Source organism: Acinetobacter sp. MYb10, assembly GCF_002980175.2.
GTDB lineage: Bacteria > Pseudomonadota > Gammaproteobacteria > Pseudomonadales > Moraxellaceae > Acinetobacter > Acinetobacter guillouiae.
This window is the reverse complement of sequence record NZ_CP058272.1, coordinates 4,132,764-4,152,522: the sequence shown is the minus strand read 5'-3', so window position 1 is coordinate 4,152,522 and position 19,759 is coordinate 4,132,764. Positions and strand designations below refer to the sequence as shown.

Annotated in this window: 19 protein-coding genes; 8 read left to right on the top strand and 11 right to left on the bottom strand. The window is 39.9% G+C overall.

The genetic code is table 11. The features are described 5' to 3' along the window. Positions 1-89: 89 nt before the first annotated feature. On the bottom strand, positions 90-764 hold the full coding sequence (gene mtgA, locus CQZ96_RS19345) for a monofunctional biosynthetic peptidoglycan transglycosylase (protein WP_004717400.1): 675 nt from the start codon (positions 762-764) through the stop codon (positions 90-92). A gap of 73 nt (positions 765-837) precedes the next feature. Between mtgA and CQZ96_RS19340 the strand changes: the two genes are divergently transcribed. Then, a complete protein-coding gene (locus CQZ96_RS19340) occupies positions 838-1,647 on the top strand; it encodes a rhomboid family intramembrane serine protease (RefSeq protein WP_105713567.1) in 810 nt (269 codons plus the stop codon). A 178-nt stretch (positions 1,648-1,825) separates the two neighbouring features. Here the strand turns inward: CQZ96_RS19340 and CQZ96_RS19335 are convergent, their stop codons facing one another. Together CQZ96_RS19335 and CQZ96_RS19330 are read right to left on the bottom strand one after the other, a co-directional pair. After that, positions 1,826-4,435, bottom strand: a complete 2,610-nt coding sequence (locus CQZ96_RS19335; protein ID WP_105713566.1) for an ABC transporter permease — start codon at positions 4,433-4,435, stop codon at positions 1,826-1,828. After that, positions 4,435-5,184 carry an ABC transporter ATP-binding protein gene (locus tag CQZ96_RS19330; RefSeq protein WP_035372018.1) on the bottom strand — a complete coding sequence of 250 codons (750 nt, stop codon included), beginning with the start codon at positions 5,182-5,184 and terminating at the stop codon, positions 4,435-4,437. The genes CQZ96_RS19335 and CQZ96_RS19330 overlap by 1 nt, the downstream gene beginning before the upstream one ends. Before the next feature lie 45 nt (positions 5,185-5,229). Here CQZ96_RS19330 and CQZ96_RS19325 point away from each other — a divergent pair, with 45 nt between their 5' ends. Beyond that, positions 5,230-5,844 (top strand): arylesterase, encoded by a 615-nt coding sequence (locus tag CQZ96_RS19325; protein ID WP_105713677.1) that lies wholly within the window; start codon positions 5,230-5,232, stop codon positions 5,842-5,844. A gap of 35 nt (positions 5,845-5,879) precedes the next feature. On the opposite strand, the gene CQZ96_RS19320 is transcribed toward CQZ96_RS19325, so the two are convergent. Further along, a complete protein-coding gene (locus CQZ96_RS19320; RefSeq protein WP_105713565.1) occupies positions 5,880-6,473 on the bottom strand; it encodes a TetR/AcrR family transcriptional regulator in 594 nt (197 codons plus the stop codon). A 152-nt stretch (positions 6,474-6,625) separates the two neighbouring features. On the opposite strand from CQZ96_RS19320, the gene CQZ96_RS19315 reads away from it, so the two are divergent. Continuing rightward, complete coding sequence (locus CQZ96_RS19315; RefSeq protein WP_178283389.1) at positions 6,626-7,831, top strand: MFS transporter; 1,206 nt, start codon at positions 6,626-6,628, stop codon at positions 7,829-7,831. 63 nt (positions 7,832-7,894) lie between these two features. Here the strand turns inward: CQZ96_RS19315 and thrH are convergent, their stop codons facing one another. After that, a complete protein-coding gene (gene thrH / locus CQZ96_RS19310; protein ID WP_004717409.1) occupies positions 7,895-8,512 on the bottom strand; it encodes a bifunctional phosphoserine phosphatase/homoserine phosphotransferase ThrH in 618 nt (205 codons plus the stop codon). A 321-nt stretch (positions 8,513-8,833) separates the two neighbouring features. Between thrH and CQZ96_RS19305 the strand changes: the two genes are divergently transcribed. Both CQZ96_RS19305 and CQZ96_RS19300 read left to right on the top strand, forming a co-directional pair. Next, positions 8,834-9,568 carry a phosphoadenylyl-sulfate reductase gene (locus CQZ96_RS19305; RefSeq protein WP_004717410.1) on the top strand — a complete coding sequence of 245 codons (735 nt, stop codon included), beginning with the start codon at positions 8,834-8,836 and terminating at the stop codon, positions 9,566-9,568. 405 nt (positions 9,569-9,973) lie between these two features. Continuing rightward, the gene (locus CQZ96_RS19300; protein ID WP_105713563.1) at positions 9,974-11,431 is read left to right on the top strand and encodes a WS/DGAT/MGAT family O-acyltransferase; all 1,458 of its coding nucleotides are present in this window, start codon (positions 9,974-9,976) and stop codon (positions 11,429-11,431) included. A gap of 85 nt (positions 11,432-11,516) precedes the next feature. Here CQZ96_RS19300 and CQZ96_RS19295 read toward each other — a convergent pair whose 3' ends face one another. From CQZ96_RS19295 to CQZ96_RS19270, 6 genes are all read right to left on the bottom strand, one after another. After that, positions 11,517-11,690 (bottom strand): PA1571 family protein, encoded by a 174-nt coding sequence (locus tag CQZ96_RS19295; protein ID WP_004717412.1) that lies wholly within the window; start codon positions 11,688-11,690, stop codon positions 11,517-11,519. A 132-nt stretch (positions 11,691-11,822) separates the two neighbouring features. Further along, positions 11,823-13,277, bottom strand: a complete 1,455-nt coding sequence (gene rng / locus CQZ96_RS19290) for a ribonuclease G (protein WP_004717413.1) — start codon at positions 13,275-13,277, stop codon at positions 11,823-11,825. 51 nt (positions 13,278-13,328) lie between these two features. After that, entirely contained in the window at positions 13,329-13,895 is a 567-nt protein-coding gene (locus CQZ96_RS19285; RefSeq protein WP_096734838.1) for a Maf family nucleotide pyrophosphatase, read from the bottom strand. Next, positions 13,883-14,380: a rod shape-determining protein MreD gene (gene mreD, locus CQZ96_RS19280; RefSeq protein ID WP_004717415.1), complete on the bottom strand. Its 498-nt coding sequence runs from the start codon at positions 14,378-14,380 to the stop codon at positions 13,883-13,885. The genes CQZ96_RS19285 and mreD overlap by 13 nt, the downstream gene beginning before the upstream one ends. Next, complete coding sequence (mreC, locus tag CQZ96_RS19275; RefSeq protein WP_004717416.1) at positions 14,367-15,224, bottom strand: rod shape-determining protein MreC; 858 nt, start codon at positions 15,222-15,224, stop codon at positions 14,367-14,369. The genes mreD and mreC overlap by 14 nt, the downstream gene beginning before the upstream one ends. A gap of 31 nt (positions 15,225-15,255) precedes the next feature. Beyond that, the gene (locus CQZ96_RS19270) at positions 15,256-16,296 is read right to left on the bottom strand and encodes a rod shape-determining protein (RefSeq protein ID WP_004717418.1); all 1,041 of its coding nucleotides are present in this window, start codon (positions 16,294-16,296) and stop codon (positions 15,256-15,258) included. Positions 16,297-16,430: 134 nt separating this feature from the next. Here CQZ96_RS19270 and gatC point away from each other — a divergent pair, with 134 nt between their 5' ends. The 3 genes from gatC to gatB are packed head-to-tail and all read left to right on the top strand — an operon-like array spanning position 16,431 to position 19,757. Beyond that, positions 16,431-16,745, top strand: coding sequence for an Asp-tRNA(Asn)/Glu-tRNA(Gln) amidotransferase subunit GatC (gene gatC, locus CQZ96_RS19265; protein ID WP_004717422.1), 315 nt, complete (start codon positions 16,431-16,433; stop codon positions 16,743-16,745). 52 nt (positions 16,746-16,797) lie between these two features. Beyond that, positions 16,798-18,276, top strand: coding sequence for an Asp-tRNA(Asn)/Glu-tRNA(Gln) amidotransferase subunit GatA (gene gatA, locus CQZ96_RS19260; RefSeq protein ID WP_004717425.1), 1,479 nt, complete (start codon positions 16,798-16,800; stop codon positions 18,274-18,276). Then, complete coding sequence (gatB, locus tag CQZ96_RS19255) at positions 18,276-19,757, top strand: Asp-tRNA(Asn)/Glu-tRNA(Gln) amidotransferase subunit GatB (RefSeq protein WP_105713562.1); 1,482 nt, start codon at positions 18,276-18,278, stop codon at positions 19,755-19,757. Before gatA ends, gatB begins: the two co-directional genes overlap by 1 nt. Positions 19,758-19,759 lie beyond the last annotated feature (2 nt).

The window sequence follows — 19,759 nt, the reverse complement described above, 5'->3', positions numbered from 1 at the left end:
CTTCAAATTTGTGACAATTTCATAAAAAAAGCATCGCTTCATAAAAAAAGCACATCAATTTGTGCTTTTTTAAATTCATTTATTTAGTGTCAATCTGGAATACGGGTATAACGCATATACTTCAAAACCAAACGCTTACGGTATTGAAGCTTAGAATCATCACGATTTTTTTGATAATACTTCGGATTGGTTAAAATCACCGCTAAAAATGCGGCCTGCTCACGACTTAAACTTGCCGCACTCTTAGAAAAGTAATGTTGTGATGCAGCTTCAACACCATAGATATGATCACCAAATTCAACAGAGTTCATATAGACTTCTAAAATGCGCTGTTTAGTCCACATCCGCTCCATCATGGTGGTGGCAATCGCTTCCTGACCTTTGCGGATAAATGAGCGACGATTATAGAAGAATAAATTTTTAGCCAATTGTTGAGAAATCGTTGAACCACCAGCGACTACTTTGTCTTTTTTTAGATTACGTTGTAGTGCATTTTCAATACCATCCCAGTCGAAACCATGATGATCGAGAAATTTGGCATCTTCAGCTGCGACAATTGCATGTTTAAAGTTATCACTGATCTTGTCATAGTCGCGCCATTGATGTTGAATCGGCTCAAAATCAGACAGATATGTCCAACGCATAAACATGGTGGTTTCTACATCATGAGTACGCCAATAAATTAAACTTGAGAAAATCCATAGCTGAATCATGATCAAAATACTGACCACAATTAACAAAGCACGAACAATAAAAGCTTTCATGTCAGCCGCTTACTCCGAAAATTCTGACGTTTCATGTTAAGCTGAATCTATCTATAAAAAGCTAAGCAATAGCATGTCTAAATATCAAGATCTTTCAACTTATAGCCAACCCAATTCTATTGGTAAAATAACCTTATTGCTGATTGTCATCAATGTCGGTTTATTTGCCATCCAAGTCTTATCAGGTGTCAATATTACTGACCCGACAACGTTGGACGCGTTGCGTTGGGGTGCTGATTATGCACCTTTAACCTTCTTAGAGGAACCATATCGCTTATTCAGCAGTATGTTTTTTCACTTCGGTATCCTGCATCTAATGATGAACATGTGGGCACTGTATATTTTTGGTGATGTTGCTGAAAAAACTTTAGGAAAGTTTTATTTCCTTGGACTTTATATCCTTGCTGGACTCATGGGATGTTTATTAAGTGGTTATTTGGATATTCGAAATAGCTACGAACTGCTGCAAAATTTTGATCAAAAACTCTTTCCTCATGTATCTGCAGGTGCATCGGGTGCTGTGATGGGACTTGGTGGTGCACTGACACTCCTGTCGTTGTTCCCACCTACCCCGAATCAAAGATTCATTTTAGATAAAAGATCACTTTTAACCGTACTTGCGATCAACTTAGCTTTTGGCTTTTTAGCCTCTGGAATTAACAATGCTGCCCATATCGGTGGGATGTTAATGGGTGCGGTCATGGCTTTGGCTTGGTATGCAACACAACGTGCCAAAATGGGTAAAGCTGCCAATATTGTCATTGTGATTTTAGGGATTGCAGCAACCTATGCGGTTTATCTCTATTGCCAGCATCTCGTTGGACCACTTAGCCCACTTTGGCAACAAGCCATTGCACAAATGCGTGAGCAATTAAACTTTTAATCTCTAAAATAGCTTGTCTATGCCGTAATAAAACATTGCAGAGTACACTCAATTCAAGAAGCATAAAAAATGGCGGCCTATAGGTCGCCATTTTTTAATTTACTGTCTTCACTGGGGCAGTCTTTTAAAGACTCAACTGAAATTAAACAGCCAGATAAAACCACTTAAACAAAGCGGTTTAATTCAACTCTCTTAGACTTTGTAATGGTGGGATTTCGGATAAATAGCTCAATCGGTAACGCCCAATCAATGCGCACAACACTGCCATCGAAATTGGTAAAATCAGCCAAATTTCCCAATGTAATTGCACCACCATTTCCATACGATAACTGGCAACGGCACTAATCACCTCCGCAAAGAAACAGGAAACGACTCCCGCCAATAATCCAATAAAGCCGATTTCAAAACTCATCATATTTTTTAACTGACGCTTTGAACTACCAAAAGAACGTAACAATGCCACTTCTTTTTTTCGTTCATCCATCAGCAAATTGATACACGCAATCAACACTAAAAAGCCAGATAAACTCACCAACACCGCCAAAACTGTAATGATTTTAACCAACACAGAAACCAAGTTTTTAATTTCATCAAAAATTAAAGAGACGTCAATAAAGACCGTATTGGAGAATTGTTGAATTAGATTGACCATCTTGATTTTTTCACTCGGTGGCACATAAAAACTCCCTAAGTAGCTGCCTGCGTTTTCATCCAACGTCTTTGGAGTAAAAATAAAGAAAAAGTTTGGACTAAAGCTTTGCCATTCCACGGTACGCAAATTCACAACTTGCGCGTCCAAATTTCCCTCAGGCAAACTAAAAGTTAAACGATCGCCAATTTTAATGCCCAATTCTTCAGCCAATTTGGCCTCTACAGACACCTGCCCAATTTGAGTTAATTGGGCATCTCCAGCAACAATAATATTGTCTTGTGGATAATGATCTGCTTGGGTGAGATTTAACTCACGACGTAAAGAATTATTGGTTTTTACCAATTGGGCAGGAAAAGCTTGACCATTTTTTGCCAATAAGCGCCCTTTGACATTGGGATATAACGGTGTGCTTTTCCAGTGTTGCTGTGCCAATTGTTGTTTAAAAGCCTCCAGTTCAAATGGTGGTAGACCATAAATAAACTGGTTAGGCGTTCCTTCAGGCAATTGTTGCTGCCAACGCTCTAATAAATCAGTTCTCAATACAGCAAGTACCGTGATCAGACTTAAACCCAATGCCAAAGCGGTAATTTGTAAAGCGGTTTGCGAAGGGGTTCGGATATAGGCTGAGAGCCTATTTTTCATTGATTTTAAAGTCTTTAAAATCATCCAAACCACTGCATATAACAAAGCTGTTAACACAATGACTGCACCCATTACCAACGCAGTAAGTATCAGATTTTCGGTCAAGACCAAACTAAAAATAATCAAGCTGACTAAACCTGTAGCCATCATCCACAACATTGAACGTGCCGACTTTTCTTGTTGGCGTATCACCCGAATAGGCGGTGTATTTAACAGTTGCCACAAGCTCGGTAAAATAAATCCAATCAATACAATCGCACTGGTAAAAATTGCAATAGGCAAAGGACCAACCAGTATCTGCAACATTGAAAATTGCAATTCTAGGTTCGGAATCATCTGCAACATCAATTGCAACAACGAATAACCTAAAATCAGTCCTAAAATACTGCCAATGATAATGGCGATTAAAATAACAACACTCAGCAACCCGAGATAGGTTTGAAAAATCTGCCGTTTCGTTGCCCCCATACAACGCATCAGTGCAATATGATCTTGGTTCTGCTGTACGTAACGCTGACTGGTTAAAGCGATGGCTAAACCACATAAAAGAATCGTCAGAATATTGGCCAATTGTAAGAAAGTATCGAGGTTTTCAATTGGTTTAAGTAAGCGTGAATTGCCCTCATCTGCATTACGTAGTCTTAAATTACTTTGTGCATCTAATTCATTATCCGCATTTTGTTGATCTTGTATGGATTGATCTGTTTGTGAGTGTGTTGTTGGCTGCTTTTCAGTCAATGTGTTTTCAGTCAATGTATTGGCACTTGATGCACTTAAAGCTGAATCTGCATCCGAATTTTGTGCAATCTTTGGATTCACATTTTGCTTTTCTTGCGCTTTAAATGTCTTAAAAAATTGCTGATATGTTGCAATCGACTCCGCATCCCCTGCCATCAACAAACGATATTCAATCCGACTTCCAACTTGAATTGCACCCGTTTTTGCAACATCTGCTTGAGAGATAATCACGGTTGGCGAAAAGGCAGAAAAGCCTAATTCTTGATTTGAATCATGTTCAATGATGCCAGTAACTTTAAACTGACCATTGGCAATTTGAACGCTATCGCCTAGGTTTAATTTTAATAATTCTTGTGCGCGTTTGCTTAGCCAAACCCCGCCACTTTGTAAGGCTTGTTTTGGCGCAATCCTTAATTCACCACGTAAGGGAAATGCTGTGTCAATGGCTTTCACATTGACCATAACAAACTGATCCTGTGTAGAGGCCATTGAACCAAAAATGGTGACATGGGACTGTTTTAATTTTAAATCATCAGCCTGTTTGATCCATTGTTGGTCAATTGGATCTGTATCACTAAGTTGTAAATCTGCAGCTTGCATTTTGGCAGCTTGTAAGGTCACTGCTTGTTTGACTTGATCATTGCTAAACTTTAATGCAGTAGTCGCACTAATGGCTAAACTCAATGCAATAATCAGCAAATATATGCCTGAACTGGCAAAACTTTGCCTAAATAAGGGTTTAAACAAGGTCAACATTACACCACCTCATTCGATTGAGGCGTTTGAGCATGTTCAATCAATTGACCATCTTTTAATTCATAATGACGTTGGCACTGTGCTGCCAATTGCGAATCGTGAGTGACAAGCACTAAAGTTGTACCGAGTTCTTTATTTAAATCAAATAAGAGTTGTTCAATTTCAAATGCAGTATGTTCATCTAAATTGCCTGTAGGTTCGTCAGCAAAAATAATTTTGGGGTCAGAAATTAAAGCTCGTGCAATGGCAACCCGTTGTTGCTCCCCACCAGACAATACTTTCGGGGTTTGTTGGCTTTGTCGTTCTAAACCAACTTTGGCCAATAAACTTAAAGATTTTTGTTCTGCGTGTGCATAATTAAAATTCTTCTGTAAACGTAATGGTAACATCACATTTTCTAAGGCAGAAAGATGTGGCAGTAACTGGAAAGATTGAAATACAAAACCAATATATTGAAGTCGAATCAACGCACGTTGTTCTTCATTTAAATGCTCAATTGATTCACCACAAACACTGAGTTGACCTGCACTGGCTTGATCGAGAGTAGCAAGGATACCCAATAAAGTTGATTTTCCGGAACCAGAACGTCCAGTAATCGCGACCTGTTCACCTGTATAAATATTAAGATTTAGATTTTCAAAAATTGTAAGCGTTTGATGAGGTAATTCTATCTTTTGTGTAAGTTGCTGTGCAGAAATTATCACTTGTGGCATGATGGGAGAAGTTGAATCATCCTGAACCTTAGACATCATAAAGTACCTTATATGCAAATCAAAAAATTGTTAAATTTGAAAATGATGAAAAACCTAATTCATTGTTTATTTTTTAGCATAATCTGTCTGTTGCCCGTTAGTAGTTTTGCAAAAACGATCATGATTTTAGGTGATAGCTTAAGTGCGGGTTATGGTATTAACCCACAACAAGGCTGGGTTTTCTTGCTACAGCAACGCTTAAACCAACAATTTCCCAAACAACATAATGTGGTCAATGCCAGTGTAAGTGGTGAAACCACCAGTGGTGCGTTGGCGCGTTTTCCAAAACTATTACAAAGCCATAAACCTGATATCGTGGTGATTGAGTTGGGTGGCAATGATGGTTTACGTGGACAACCGCCACAAATGATTCAGAAAAATCTTGCGCAATTAATTCAACAAAGTCAGAAAAGCCAAGCCACGGTCATTTTATTGGGAATGAAAATTCCACCGAATTATGGTGCAGCTTATAGCCAAGCTTTTGAGAAAAATTATCAAACCCTAAGCCAACAATACAAAGTTAAAATGCATCCGTTTTTTATGAATGGAATTGCAGGCAATAAAAGTTTGATGCAAAAAGACTTAATCCACCCCAGTGCAACGGCACAGAAAATTCTACTCGATAATGTCTATCCATTGATTCGAGGCGCGCTTTAAGTTTTTCTCAAAGCCGAAATGATTGCACCTGTTTACTACCCAAAATCGGATGTCGTGTTTTTAAAGACATCCGCAAAATTAAACAAACGTGCTAATAAATGGTGAATATAGTCCAAACTCGATTCTTGTTCGGTAAATAGAATCCGATGCAACATGGGTGCAATCACAATTTCAATAATCAGTTGATTATCGATGCTTGTTTCATTTCTTTGCTGGGCACGTTGCTGAATAATGTCTAACTGTTGAATCAAAAAGTCATAACACTTACCAGAGGTTGGCGAATCATTTTCCGCCACAATATCGCTTAAGATTGTACGCCCAACGGGTGAGGCATATTCCTCAAAATATTGCTCCATCCATGCATATAAGTCTTGCTTAAAACTACCAAGATCCGCAGGTACACTGTCTGGATGTAAAATATTAAAGGCAACATCTGCAAGCAGTTGAGATAAATCTCCCCACCGTCGATAGATCGTAGAGGGGGTGACTCCTGCATATTCAGCAATCATCGGAATCGTCAAATCTGCCACAGCTACATTCTGCTGTAATGTTTGCACCGCATTATGAACTGCGGCTTGTATTCGTGCACTGCGTCCACCGGGACGCAAACCTGTAATCACTTTCGTCATCAGCAAATCACTACAAATCTATAAATGAAAATCTATCAATGGGTTAATGATTGAAGAACAGCTTTAATCAAAAATCATCTTAGCTAAACCTTTGTGTTTAATCCAAAATACGGTATAAAAGCTAATTAATAGCTTTTATGTACATGTTGATTATGCGCAACTCTAATTTTAATCGTCAAGTGACTTCCTATAAATTAAGCCATAATGCTGCACTGTACACACATACTTTTACCCTAATGGCCTTTTTGGCAGCCTCAAGCGCACCAACACCGTTATATCGCTTGTATCAACAACACTTCCATTTTTCTCCTGTTTTATTAACGCTTATCTTTGCCACCTATGCGTTTGCATTGCTATTAACCTTATTGGTGGCAGGATCATTGTCTGATTATATTGGACGTAAGCCGGTTATTTTTGTGGCTTTGATTTTAGAAATTATGTCCATGGGCTTTTTCTTGTTTGCATCCAATATCGAAATGCTGTTTATCGCACGAGGTTTGCAAGGTATTGCCACGGCTTTAGCCGCATCTACGTTTGGAGCAGCTTTGCTTGATCTGAGTAAAACACAGGGTTCTTTAATTAATAGTATTTCTCCAATGCTTGGTATGGCTGCGGGTATGCTAATGACCTGCATTGTTTTAGAGTTTTCGACTGTTCCATTAACACTTATTTTTGAAATACTCATTTTTCTGTTTGTATCTGCCACATTTATCGCAATTTTTAGCCCTGAAACCGCAACTAAACGTGTGGGTGCTTTGGCATCATTAAAACCGCAACTGACTGTTCCAGTACAAACCCGAAAAGCACTCTTGATCGTAAGTCCAATTAATATCTCGTTATGGATGGTCAGTGGGTTCTTCCTCTCGTTAATGCCTTCATTGCTGGCTCAAGCTTTCCATGTGCAATCGGCATGGCTGAATGGCATGATGTTTATTACCCTATCAGTTTCAGGCGCACTTGGAATTTTAACCCTGCGCAATGCACACACATTTAAAATTTTAATCACTGCTGCAATTACGATTGTCTCGGGCTCAAGTGTTATTTTGCTTGGCATTCATCTGGTGCAACCAATCTTATTGTTTATTGGTGCTGTGGTGACTGGGATTGGCTTTGGTACAGGTTTTATGGGTGCTATTCGTGCTGTTATGCCCTTAGCTTTACCTGAACAACGTGCAGGTTTAATGGCCGCATTTTTTGTTGAAAGTTATTTGGCCTTTAGTATACCTGCGATTATTGCTGGATACTTTGTCAATAAAGTGGGCTTAATTTTTACTGCAGATGTCTATATTTGTATGATTATCTTGTTGGCCAGCTTGGCGTTTGTTTTTGCGTTTAAAAATAAACAGAATATCCACTAAAGTGTGTTAAAAATCAAAGCAAAACAAAAGGCGCATTGAGCGCCTTTGGATTTAAATCTTAGATTAAGCTGGAATATCACGAATAGATGCTTTACGAATTGCTTCTTTAAGCGCGTCATAACCATGAATTGGCGGGAACTGTGGAAATTCACGAATCACATTTTCAGGCGCATCAAATAAGAAACCATGATCAGCTTCACCCAACATGGTTGTATCGTTATACGAATCGCCTGCTGCGATTACACGGTAATTTAAACCATGTAAAGCTTTTACAGCTTCACGTTTTTGATCAGGTTGGCGCAATTTATACGCAGTGATCATACCATTTTCATCAGTTTCTAATTTATGACAGAAAATGGTTGGCCAACCTAACTGTTGCATCAACGGATGTGCAAACTCATAAAATGTATCTGAAAGAATAATCAACTGAAAATGGGTACGTAACCATTCTACAAACTCTTTTGCACCCGGAAATGGCCCCATGTCTGCAATCACAGCTTGAATGTCATTTAAGCCTAAACCATGCTGTTTAAGAATATTTAAACGTTGAGTCATCAACACATCGTAGTCAGGAATATCACGAGTTGTTGCTTCTAATTCTTTGATTCCTGTTTTTTTAGCAAAATTGATCCAGATTTCTGGTACCAATACACCCTCAAGATCAAGACATACGATTTCCATGGGTTCTCCCAAATGTCAGTTAAAAATTTTGGGCTTATCATAGCACTAAAGTTTAAAAAGAATGCTGAAAGTTTTTACAGCAAACCCATTTCATTTGGTTATGCATAAGGCTTGTCAATATTTACAAATCTGTTTTATTCATAAGTATTTTAATTAATCTGCTAAGTAGCATATTTCATTTACTTTAAAATATCTGGATCGTCAAAAGCAGCAATTCACATAAGTTGAATTGAGCTAATTTTTGCCAAAATGCTTAAATTCAAATATCTTTTGAACATGTTTACGAAAATTGTAGCTTCAAGCTAACTGCCAGGAGCAGATATGACCGCCATTCCAACCATAGATCTTGTGGACGCACTTGCGACTGAGTATGCCGACAAATCACCTTCTGAAATTTTAGAACTTGCGCTTTCTCAGCAAGGTGAAATTGCAATTTCATTTTCTGGCGCAGAAGATGTTGTTCTTATCGATATGGCACACAATTTAGGTAAGCCATTTCGTGTTTTTAGTTTAGATACAGGTCGTTTACACCCTGAAACCTACCAATTTCTTGAAACCGTACGTAAGCACTATGGGATTAAAATTGAGATTTGCTTTCCAGAAGCCGATGCCGTTCAACAGTTGGTCAACGAAAAAGGTTTATTTAGCTTCTATCAAGATGATCATAAAGAATGCTGTGGTATCCGAAAAGTTCAGCCACTACGTAAAAAATTAGCCACTTTAGATGGTTGGATTACTGGGCAACGCAAAGATCAAAGCCCAGGTACACGTACGGAAATTCCAGTCATTCAAGCGGATAGCGGTTTTTCTGGTGAAGGCAAACAACTGATTAAATATAACCCATTGGCCAATTGGTCAAGTGCGGATGTATGGAACTATATTCGTATGATGGAGATTCCTTATAATCCATTACATGAAAAAGGCTTTATCTCAATTGGCTGCGAACCATGTACCCGTCCAGTATTGCCAAATCAACATGAACGCGAAGGTCGCTGGTGGTGGGAAGAAGCAACACATAAAGAATGTGGCTTACACGCAGGCAATTTAAAAAAGTAATATCAGGAAAACTCATTAAAACTCATGAATTTTTATTAACTTAACGTTCATCGAAATGCTTGGATTTTACGCTTAGAAAAGTTTTATACTAAGGTTTGTTGATATTTCATCTATAGCTTGTGTTATAGGCTAGAGTTGAGTAGGCAAAGGCATGAAAAAATAGTGAGACTATTTTCAGGTTTCATCACTCAAACTGAGAAATTTTAGCTATACCCAGAATGCCAACAAAGCGCTGCATTGTTGGCAACACAAAATGTAACGATGTACCTGATGTTTTCTAACATCACATCGTTGTAAACATGGACGAATGATCAACAGACCCAAGTTACACGGTTCTATAATTCTAACAATTCACCAGCTCATAAATGAGTTGTTGTAGAAATTGCAGTGAGGCAATCCAAGACTATGCGCCCATTACACCCTATTGATTTTATTTTTTTAAATTTAGAAAAACGTCAACAACCCATGCATGTTGGTGGGTTATTCTTATTTGAAATACCAGAACATGCGCCTTCTACCTTCATTCAAGATCTTGTTGCAGATATTCGTAATTCAAAATCTATTCCTGTCCCACCGTTTAACAACCGCTTAAGCGGCATGTTTTGGGATGAAGATGAAGAATTTGATATCGACCATCATTTCCGTCATATCGCATTACCTCATCCGGGACGTATCCGTGAATTATTGGTTTATATTTCACAAGAACACAGTTCGTTGATTGACCGAGCAAAGCCGCTTTGGACCTGTCATATTATTGAAGGGATCGAAGGCAATCGCTTTGCCATGTATTTTAAAATCCATCATGCCATGATTGATGGTGTGGCAGGTATGCGTCTTGTAGAAAAATCATTTTCAAAAGATGCTGACTCCAAAACCATTATTCCGCCTTGGTGTGTCGAAGGTAAACGGGCAAAACGTTTAAAAGAAACCAAACTGGATAAAGCTAAAAAAATATTCTCTGCTTTAAAGGGACAAGTTGAAGCAGCACCTAAGGTCACTCAAGAGCTGTTCCAAACTGTATTTAAAGAAATGGGGAAAAACCCCGATTATGTTTCAAGCTTTCAAGCACCGAGTAGTTTATTTAACCAACGAGTAAGTTCATCACGTCGTTTCGCTGCCCAGTCTTTTGAACTTGATCGTTTTAGAGATATTTCCAAAGCCCTTGGTGTTACGATTAATGATGTGGTGCTTGCTGTTTGTGCAGGTGCGTTACGTGATTATTTAATCACACAAGAAGCTTTACCGAAAAAACCGCTGATTGCGATGGTTCCAGCCTCATTACGTGATGATGACTCAGATATGAGTAACCGTATCACCATGATTTTGGCAAATTTAGGTACACACAAAGAAAGTCCTTTAGAGCGTTTAGACATTATTAAACGCAGTGTACAGAATGCAAAAAATCGTTTTAAACGTATGAGCTCTGATCAAATCTTAAATTATAGTGCTTTCGTTTTTGGTGCAGCAGGCGTGAATATTGCATCAGGACTTATGCCAAAACGTCAGGCGTTTAACGTAATCATTTCCAATGTACCTGGACCACGTGAACCTTTGTATTGGAATGGCGCTAAATTAGATGCCCTCTACCCTGTTTCTATTGTTTTGGATGGTCAGGCACTAAATATCACCATGACCAGTTATTTAGATAAATTAGAAGTCGGTTTAACGGGTTGCCGTAAATCTCTGCCTAAATTGCAGAATCTTCTCACGCATTTGGAAAATGAAATCCAAAAGTTTGAGCAAATTATTGCAGAGAAAAATGCAGTAGAACTTGCCGACAAAAAGCCAAACGCTCAAGCCAAGGCAAAAACGGATACTCAAGATGTAGCGAAGGAATCTGTTGCAGCACGAAAGTTAGTATAGGATTTTATAATTGATTTGATTTTAGTGTTGATTGAGAGATAAAAACTTAAATTGATTCAAAAATTAAGGGGCTAATATATGCCCCTTAATCTTTAACATTACGACACTTGTTTAACAGTTGATGACAGACATTAACCACCATGTCTTTGGTGATTTTCACTTCTTGACCATTGTCATCTAACATAACACATGTATTTTTAGGCTGGCTTTCCAACACATGCTTGATACTACGACTGATTAATTGTTCACTTACACTCATTTTATGACCTCACTTGCTAAGACTGTGAAAGGGAGAAAGTCTTTGGCTACCTTTGTAATCTAGTATTGTGAAATCAGTTCAAAAAGTAAAATTTCAGATGTAACAACTGTTTAACGACATCCTGTTACAATTTCAACTCAAAATGATATCGTATTGCTCTTGCGTGTATAAATTTTCGACTTGGAATTTAATCACGCGATTAATAAAATGCTCTAAATCCGCGACAGCTGGGGCTTCCGCAGTTAATAGGCGATCAATCACCGATGGATGACCGATAACAGTAAAGCCACTCTTAGACTCATAAGCACGGGTATATCTTAAGATTTCTCGAAAAATTTCGTAACACACTGTCTCTGCTGTTTTCACAAATCCGCGCCCTTGACAGGTCGGACATGATTCACACAACAAATGCTCTAATGATTCACGGGTACGTTTACGTGTCATTTCAACTAAGCCAAGTTCAGAGACTTGGGTAATCTTGGTTTTTGCATGGTCACGTTCCAGCATTTTATCAAACTGGTTCATGACCTCTTCACGATGTACAGCTTCCTGCATATCAATGAAGTCAATAATAATAATGCCACCCAAATTACGTAAGCGTAATTGGCGCGCAATCACCTGTGTCGCTTCCATATTGGTTTTAAACACAGTGTCTTCTAGCGTACGGCCACCGACATACGAACCTGTATTGACATCAATTGTGGTCATCGCTTCAGTCTGATCTATCATCAGATAACCACCTGACTTCAAAGCTACACGGGTTTGTAATGCTTTTTGAATATCTTCTTCAACATTGTACAAATCAAAAAGTGGACGCTCACCAGGATAGTGCTGCAAGCGGCTTTCCATACTCGGTACAAATTCACAAACGAACTCTTGCAACTTGGCATGTATTTCCCGTGAATCGACATAAATTGTTGCCGTATCATCATTGGCTAAATCGCGAATAACACGTTGTGGTAAAGGAAGTTCTTCAAAAATCAGCGAAGGTACTGCAATAATTTTTTGTTTTTTCTGAATAAATTCCCAAAGCTTGGCTAAATATGCCATATCTTGAGCAATTGAAGCCTCTTCAATTCCTTCAGCGGCTGTACGTACAATCACTGAACCCGGCAACTTATGCTCGCTTTGAATTCTTTCAATCATCGAGCGTAAACGGTCACGTTCTTCTTCAGACTCAATCCGTTGCGATACACCAATATGACTGCCATATGGCATCAAGACAAGATAACGAGATGGGATAGAAAGATCGGTACTCAGCCGCGCACCTTTAGTGCCCAACATATCTTTCATCACTTGAACCGTCAGAATTTGACCGGGTTGTAATAACTCAAAGACATTTGGCGTAGGTTGATTACGCGGCCAAATCATATCATTGATGTGTAAGAATGCAGTACGAGATAACCCGATATCGACAAAGGCTGCTTGCATCCCTGGAAGTACACGGACAACTTTTCCTTTATAAATATTCCCGACTAACCCGCGTTTAACAGTTCGTTCAACAAACAGTTCGTTGACCGTACCATTTTGAATTAGCGCCACACGACATTCCATAGGTGTGACGTTAATCAATAACTCGTCAGACATAACTAAACTCAAAACATTATAAAAATTCTTTTCAGCAGTTAATTTAGTGCCTCAACTGCGCTGATCTATACGATCAAGTAACTGTATCGTTTCATGCAACGGTAGCCCAACCACATTGCTATAACTACCATTTATACCTGTCACATACTTTGCCGCAATACCTTGAATTGCATATGCGCCAGCTTTCCCCAAAGGTTCGCCTGTAGCCCAATATTCTTCCATATCATTCAGACTGAATTGTTGGAACTCAACTTCCGTACGAACCACGACACTCAATAATTGATGTGCATTTGCAACGCAAACACCTGTCAACACTTCATGTTTTTGACCTGACAATAATGTCCATATTTCAAAAGCATGCTGCTTAGATGTTGGTTTCCCAATAATTTGATTGGCAAAAACCAAGCTTGTATCTGCTGCAATAACAGTGCTTTGCGGATGCAACGCCAATACCACTTTGGCTTTGCTTTCAGCCAAACGTTGGACATACTGCTCAATCTGTTCGTGTTCCAAGACAGATTCATCAATATCTGGGCTGTGGATGCTAAAATCCAAGCCCACTTGTAAAAGCAGCTCTTTACGCCTTGGCGAGCCTGAGGCCAGAATTAAATGCGCCATCTTCTTAATAAATAATAAAGAACTGGCCAGCAAAAAATACTCGAAACCAATGTTTGCCAATGACGGGTAATCGAAAAATGCGTACCTGCCATCACTTGCGCCATAAAGGTAAAGACCAAATGCGCGAGAATTGCAAACATACTAATAATCCAAAGATTACTAAATGTCAGTACACGTCTTTCTCGAATAAAATAGCGAGTTAAAAATGCAATCAGCACATAGCTCAATGCATTCATCCCCAAAGGTGCATCTAACAATAAGTCAGTAAATAGCCCCATGGTAAATGCAAACCAAATTCCACACCATGTAGGCTGACACAGCACCCAAAATAGCATGATTAAAAACATATACAGTGGCCGCCATCCTGCTAATGCATAGGACATCGGATAAACCACTAAAATTGAACCAATAATAATTGAGACAACAATAATCCATAATGGATCTTTACGTTGCTTTTCAGAAGGTAATTTCTTAGCGATCAACATTTGGCTGCTCCATCGCTAAAGAATCAGAGAAAAGTACCACAACATGATGACCACCTGCTAATTGTGCAGCTGGAACCACATCAATTTGCGCAAACTCACCCGTGTTATGACGCATGACTTTAGATACAGAACCGACCAAATAGCCTGCTGGGAAATGTTGCCCCAAACCTGAACTATAAACTTTATCACCCACTTTGATATTGGCACTTGTTGGAACATATTCCATTTTCAAATGTCCTAAATCACCAGTACCCGTCACGATGGCGCGCATACCTGAGCTTTCTAAACGTACAGATAAAGAATGTTCTTTATCGGAAAGCAACATGACACGGCTACTATGTGGATAGACGTTGATGATTTGCCCCATGATTCCTTTATCATCTAAAACGGTTTGCCCAACTTTTAAATGATTGGCTTCACCACGGTTAATGATAATGATATGACGCAATGGGTCAGCATCGGTTCCAATCACTTCTGCAATTTCCATACGTCCATCGATAATCAATGGCGTATCGAGCAAACCACGTAAACGGGTATTTTCAGCAGAAAGTTCAGAGAGTTTTTGCAGACGTACTTGAGCCTGAAGCAATTCAGCTTGCATCGCGGTATTTTCACGACGTAACTGAGCCTCAGATTTAGTTTGTTGATTTAGCCATTCTTTCGACAATACAGGATAGCTTGCTAAGGCATAAATTGGATTATATGCCGCATACAAGACATCTCTTGCAGGTTGAATCACTTGTGGCATGCGCCAGTTAAAAAACAGCACTACCAAACAAGTGATGACCGCAATGATGAACGAGCGAAAAGATGGCGGTTGTCTTGAAAAGAGATTCGGTTGCACCGCCTCATCCTTAAACTTAATCGAGTATAGTTTAGCCTACAAAAAGCATATCATGGTTTGGATTGTCAAAGAATTCTAAGACTTTACCGCCACCACGCGTTACACAAGTTAAAGGATCTTCTGCTACAACAACAGGTAAACCTGTTTCTTGAGCAAGCAACTTATCTAGGTTACGTAGTAATGCACCACCACCTGTCAACACAATACCACGCTCTGCGATATCAGAAGATAACTCAGGTGGAGTTTGCTCAAGTGCCGATTTCACAGCAGAAACAATACTTTGTAATGGATCAGAAATCGCTTGGGTAATTTCATCTGAAGTTACCGTAATAGCACGCGGTACACCTTCAGCAAGGTTACGACCACGAACTTCAATTTCTAAAGTTGTGCCATCAGCAACAGCCATGCCCACTTCTTTTTTGATAGTTTCAGCCGTTGTTTCACCAATTACACAACCATGTGCTTTACGTACATAGTTAATAATTTGTTCATCAAAAACATCACCGCCAATACGTAAAGAATCTGCGTACACACAACCTTGTAAGGAAATGATGGCAATTTCAGTTGTACCACCACCCACATCTACAACCATAGAACCACACGCTTGCTCAACAGGCATACCCGCCCCAATCGCAGCAGCCATAGGCTCTTCAATCAAACGTACATCACGTGCACCTGCGTTAAACACAGCTTCACGAATCGCACGGCGTTCTACCAATGTTGATTTACATGGTACGCATACCACTACACGAGGTGCAGGTGGAAATAAACGTTTTTCATGCACTTTACCAATAAATTGATTTAACATGGTTTCAGTAACTTCGAAATCTGCAATAACACCATCTTTCATCGGACGGATTGCAGAAATATTGGCTGGGGTACGACCAAGCATTTGCTTAGCATCTAAACCCACAGCTGCAACAATTTTCTGCGAACCACTGTGACGAATCGCCACAACTGTCGGTTCGTTTAATATAATGCCCCTTCCTGGTGCATAAATAAGTGTATTTGCAGTACCTAAATCAATGGCTAGATCTGGCGAAAACAAGCCAATTAGTCGTTTTAGAATCACGGGTCGTTCTCAGTTTAAACTTTATATGGACGCAAGATGGCAACTTTAACTAAATGTGATGATTTGAACAAGTCAATCGCTTATTATAACGCACGATATTTTGAATTTTTTTAAAACTGATTAGGTGAGACATCATGTCAAGTTCAGATGTTCAGCATTCTGCAGAATTAAATGCACAAACTGTATCGCAAATCGCCAATCTTGCTCGATTGTCGCTGAATGATACGCAATCTGCTGAATATGCTCAAAGTTTAAATAAAATCTTAGGGATGATGGAGACCTTAAAAGCGATCAATACCGATGGTGTTGAGCCACTTAAGAGCCCATTTGATAATCCGCAACCACTTCGTCCAGATGTCGTGACTGAAGCGAACCATCGTGAAGAATATCAAGCCATTGCTCCTGCAACTCAGGATGGTTTGTACCTCGTTCCGAGAGTGATTGAATAATATTTGATCAAATGAACTTATTTTAAAAAATTAATCGTAAAGAATTGTACTCATGACTGATTTACACCGTTTATCGATTCGTGAAATGACAGAAGGCTTAAAATCTGCCCAATTTTCATCTCGTGAATTGACTCAGCATTATTTGGACCGTATTGCGAAAATTGATGATCGTGTCAAATCGTATGTAACGGTCACTCCCGAACAAGCATTGGCTCAAGCTGATGCTGCTGACAACTTACTAAAATCTGGAACTGCTGGCGTATTGACTGGTGTTCCACTGGCGCATAAAGATATTTTCTGTACCCAAGGGATTAAAACCACTGCGGGTTCAAAAATGCTGGACAACTTCATTTCACCTTATGATGCAACTGTGGTGGCGAAAGCCAAAGCAGCTGGCCTAGTGACTTTAGGTAAAGTGAACATGGATGAATTCGCAATGGGTTCAACCTCTGAAAGTTCATTCTACGGCGCGACTAAAAACCCATGGAACTTAGAACATGTTCCAGGTGGCTCTTCTGGTGGTTCTGCGGCTGTTGTTGCGGCTGATCTTGCACCGCTTGCAACAGGTACCGACACAGGTGGTTCAATTCGCCAGCCTGCTTCTTTCTGTGGCTTAACCGGTCTTAAACCGACCTATGGCCGTGTCTCTCGTTTCGGGATGATTGCATTTGCGTCATCACTGGATCAAGGTGGCCCAATGGCACGTTCTGCTGAAGACTGTGCTTTTTTGATGAACACCATTGCTGGACATGATCTCAAAGATTCAACCTCAATCAACAAAGAAGTGGATGACTATGTTGCAAACTTAAATGCAACAGCAGTGAAAGGTTTACGTATTGGTATTCCAAAACAATACTTCAATGTTCAAGGTCTCGATGCGGAAGTTAAAGCACGTGTTGAAGAATCTTTGAAAAAATTGCAAGACATGGGCGCGACATTGGTTGAGATTGACCTCAACATGACTGAAGCCTATGTACCAACTTATTATTTGATCGCGCCTGCGGAAGCGTCTTCTAACTTGTCACGTTATGACGGTGTTCGCTATGGCTACCGTTGTGAAAACCCGACTGATATTTTAGATCTCTATAAACGCTCTCGCTCAGAAGCGTTTGGTGCAGAAGTACAACGTCGTATCTTGATTGGTACTTATGCGCTTTCTGCTGGTTATTACGATGCTTACTACGTGAAAGCACAAAAAGTTCGTCGTTTAATCCAACAGGATTTCTTAAAAGCTTTTGAAAATGTCGATGTGATTGCAGCACCATCTGCACCAACAACAGCATACAAAATCGGTGCGAACTTGAGTCCAACCGAAATGTATTTAGGCGATATCTATACACTTGCGGTGAACTTGGCCGGCTTACCAGCCATTAACGCACCTGTTGGTTTTGATACGAATAATCTCCCAGTAGGTTTACAGTTAATTGGTAACTATTGGTCAGAATCACAATTACTTTCAATTGTGCATCAATATCAACAAAATACAGATTGGCATACTAAACGTGCGGCAATTGCTGAGGAGAATGCATAATGACTGAAGCTCAAAAGTTAGCACCATCCGTGTCAAAGCTGATTGACGGTTGGGAAGTCGTTATTGGTATTGAGATTCACACACAGCTTGCAACTCAGTCTAAAATCTTTTCAGGTTCATCAACTGAATTTGGTCAAGACCCGAATACTCAAGCCAGCCTTGTCGACTTGGCAATGCCGGGTGTACTTCCTGTGCTAAACCAAGAAGTGGTTGATCTTGCAATTCGTTTTGGTTTGGGGATTGATGCCTATATCGACCAAGCCTCTGTATTTGCGCGTAAGAACTACTTTTACCCAGACTCGCCAAAAGGCTACCAGATCAGCCAGATGGACAATCCTATCGTTGGGCTAGGTCATATCGATATCCAGCTTGAAGATGGCACAGTGAAGCGTATAGGCGTAACTCGTGCGCATTTGGAAGAAGATGCAGGTAAATCGATTCACGATCAATTCGAAGGCATGTCTGGCATCGACTTAAACCGTGCTGGCACACCTTTACTGGAAATCGTGTCTGAACCTGATATGCGTTCAGTTGAAGAAGCTGTTGCTTATATCAAATCGATTCACACTTTGGTGCGTTGGTTAGGGATTTCTGACGGTAACATGGCTGAAGGTTCATTCCGTGCTGACTGTAACGTATCGTTACGTCGCCCGGGGCAACCATTTGGTACCCGTTGTGAGTTAAAAAACCTCAACTCATTCCGTTTTATCGAACAAGCTATCAATGTTGAAATTCAACGTCAAATGGACATCTTGGAAGATGGCGGTCGTATTGATCAAGAAACCCGTTTGTTCGATCCGAACAAAATGGAAACACGTTCAATGCGTTCTAAGGAAGAGGCCAACGATTACCGTTACTTCCCTGACCCTGACTTGCTTCCAGTGATCATTGCAAATGAGCAAATTGAAGCTGCACGTGCTGCACTTCCTGAGTTACCTAAAGCGCGTCGTGCTCGTTTTATCGCGGACTTTACTGTGACTGAATATGATGCACATGTACTGACTCTATCGCGTGAATTGGCTGACTTCTATGAAGCAGTTGTTACTGCTTCTGGCGGCGCGGCTCAAGGTAAAGTTGCTGCAAACTGGGTGATGGGTGAGTTCTCTGGTGCTTTAAATAAAGCCAGCCTTGAACTTCAAGACTCTCCTGTTTCAGCAGAACAACTTGGCGGGATGATCGCACGTATTGTTGACAATACCATTAGCGGTAAGATTGCTAAGCAAGTGTTTGGCTTTATGTGGGAAGAAGGCAAAACTGCAGATGACATCATTGCTGAAAAAGGCTTGAAACAAGAAACTGATACAGGTGCCATTGAAGCCATTATCAAAGAAGTACTTGCTGCCAATGAGAAGATGGTTGAAGAGTATAAATCTGGTAAAGAGAAAGCATTCAACGGTCTAGTTGGTCAAGTAATGAAGGCCTCTCGTGGCAAAGCCAACCCTGCTCAAGTCAATGAATTGATGAAGAAATTGATTGGTTAAGC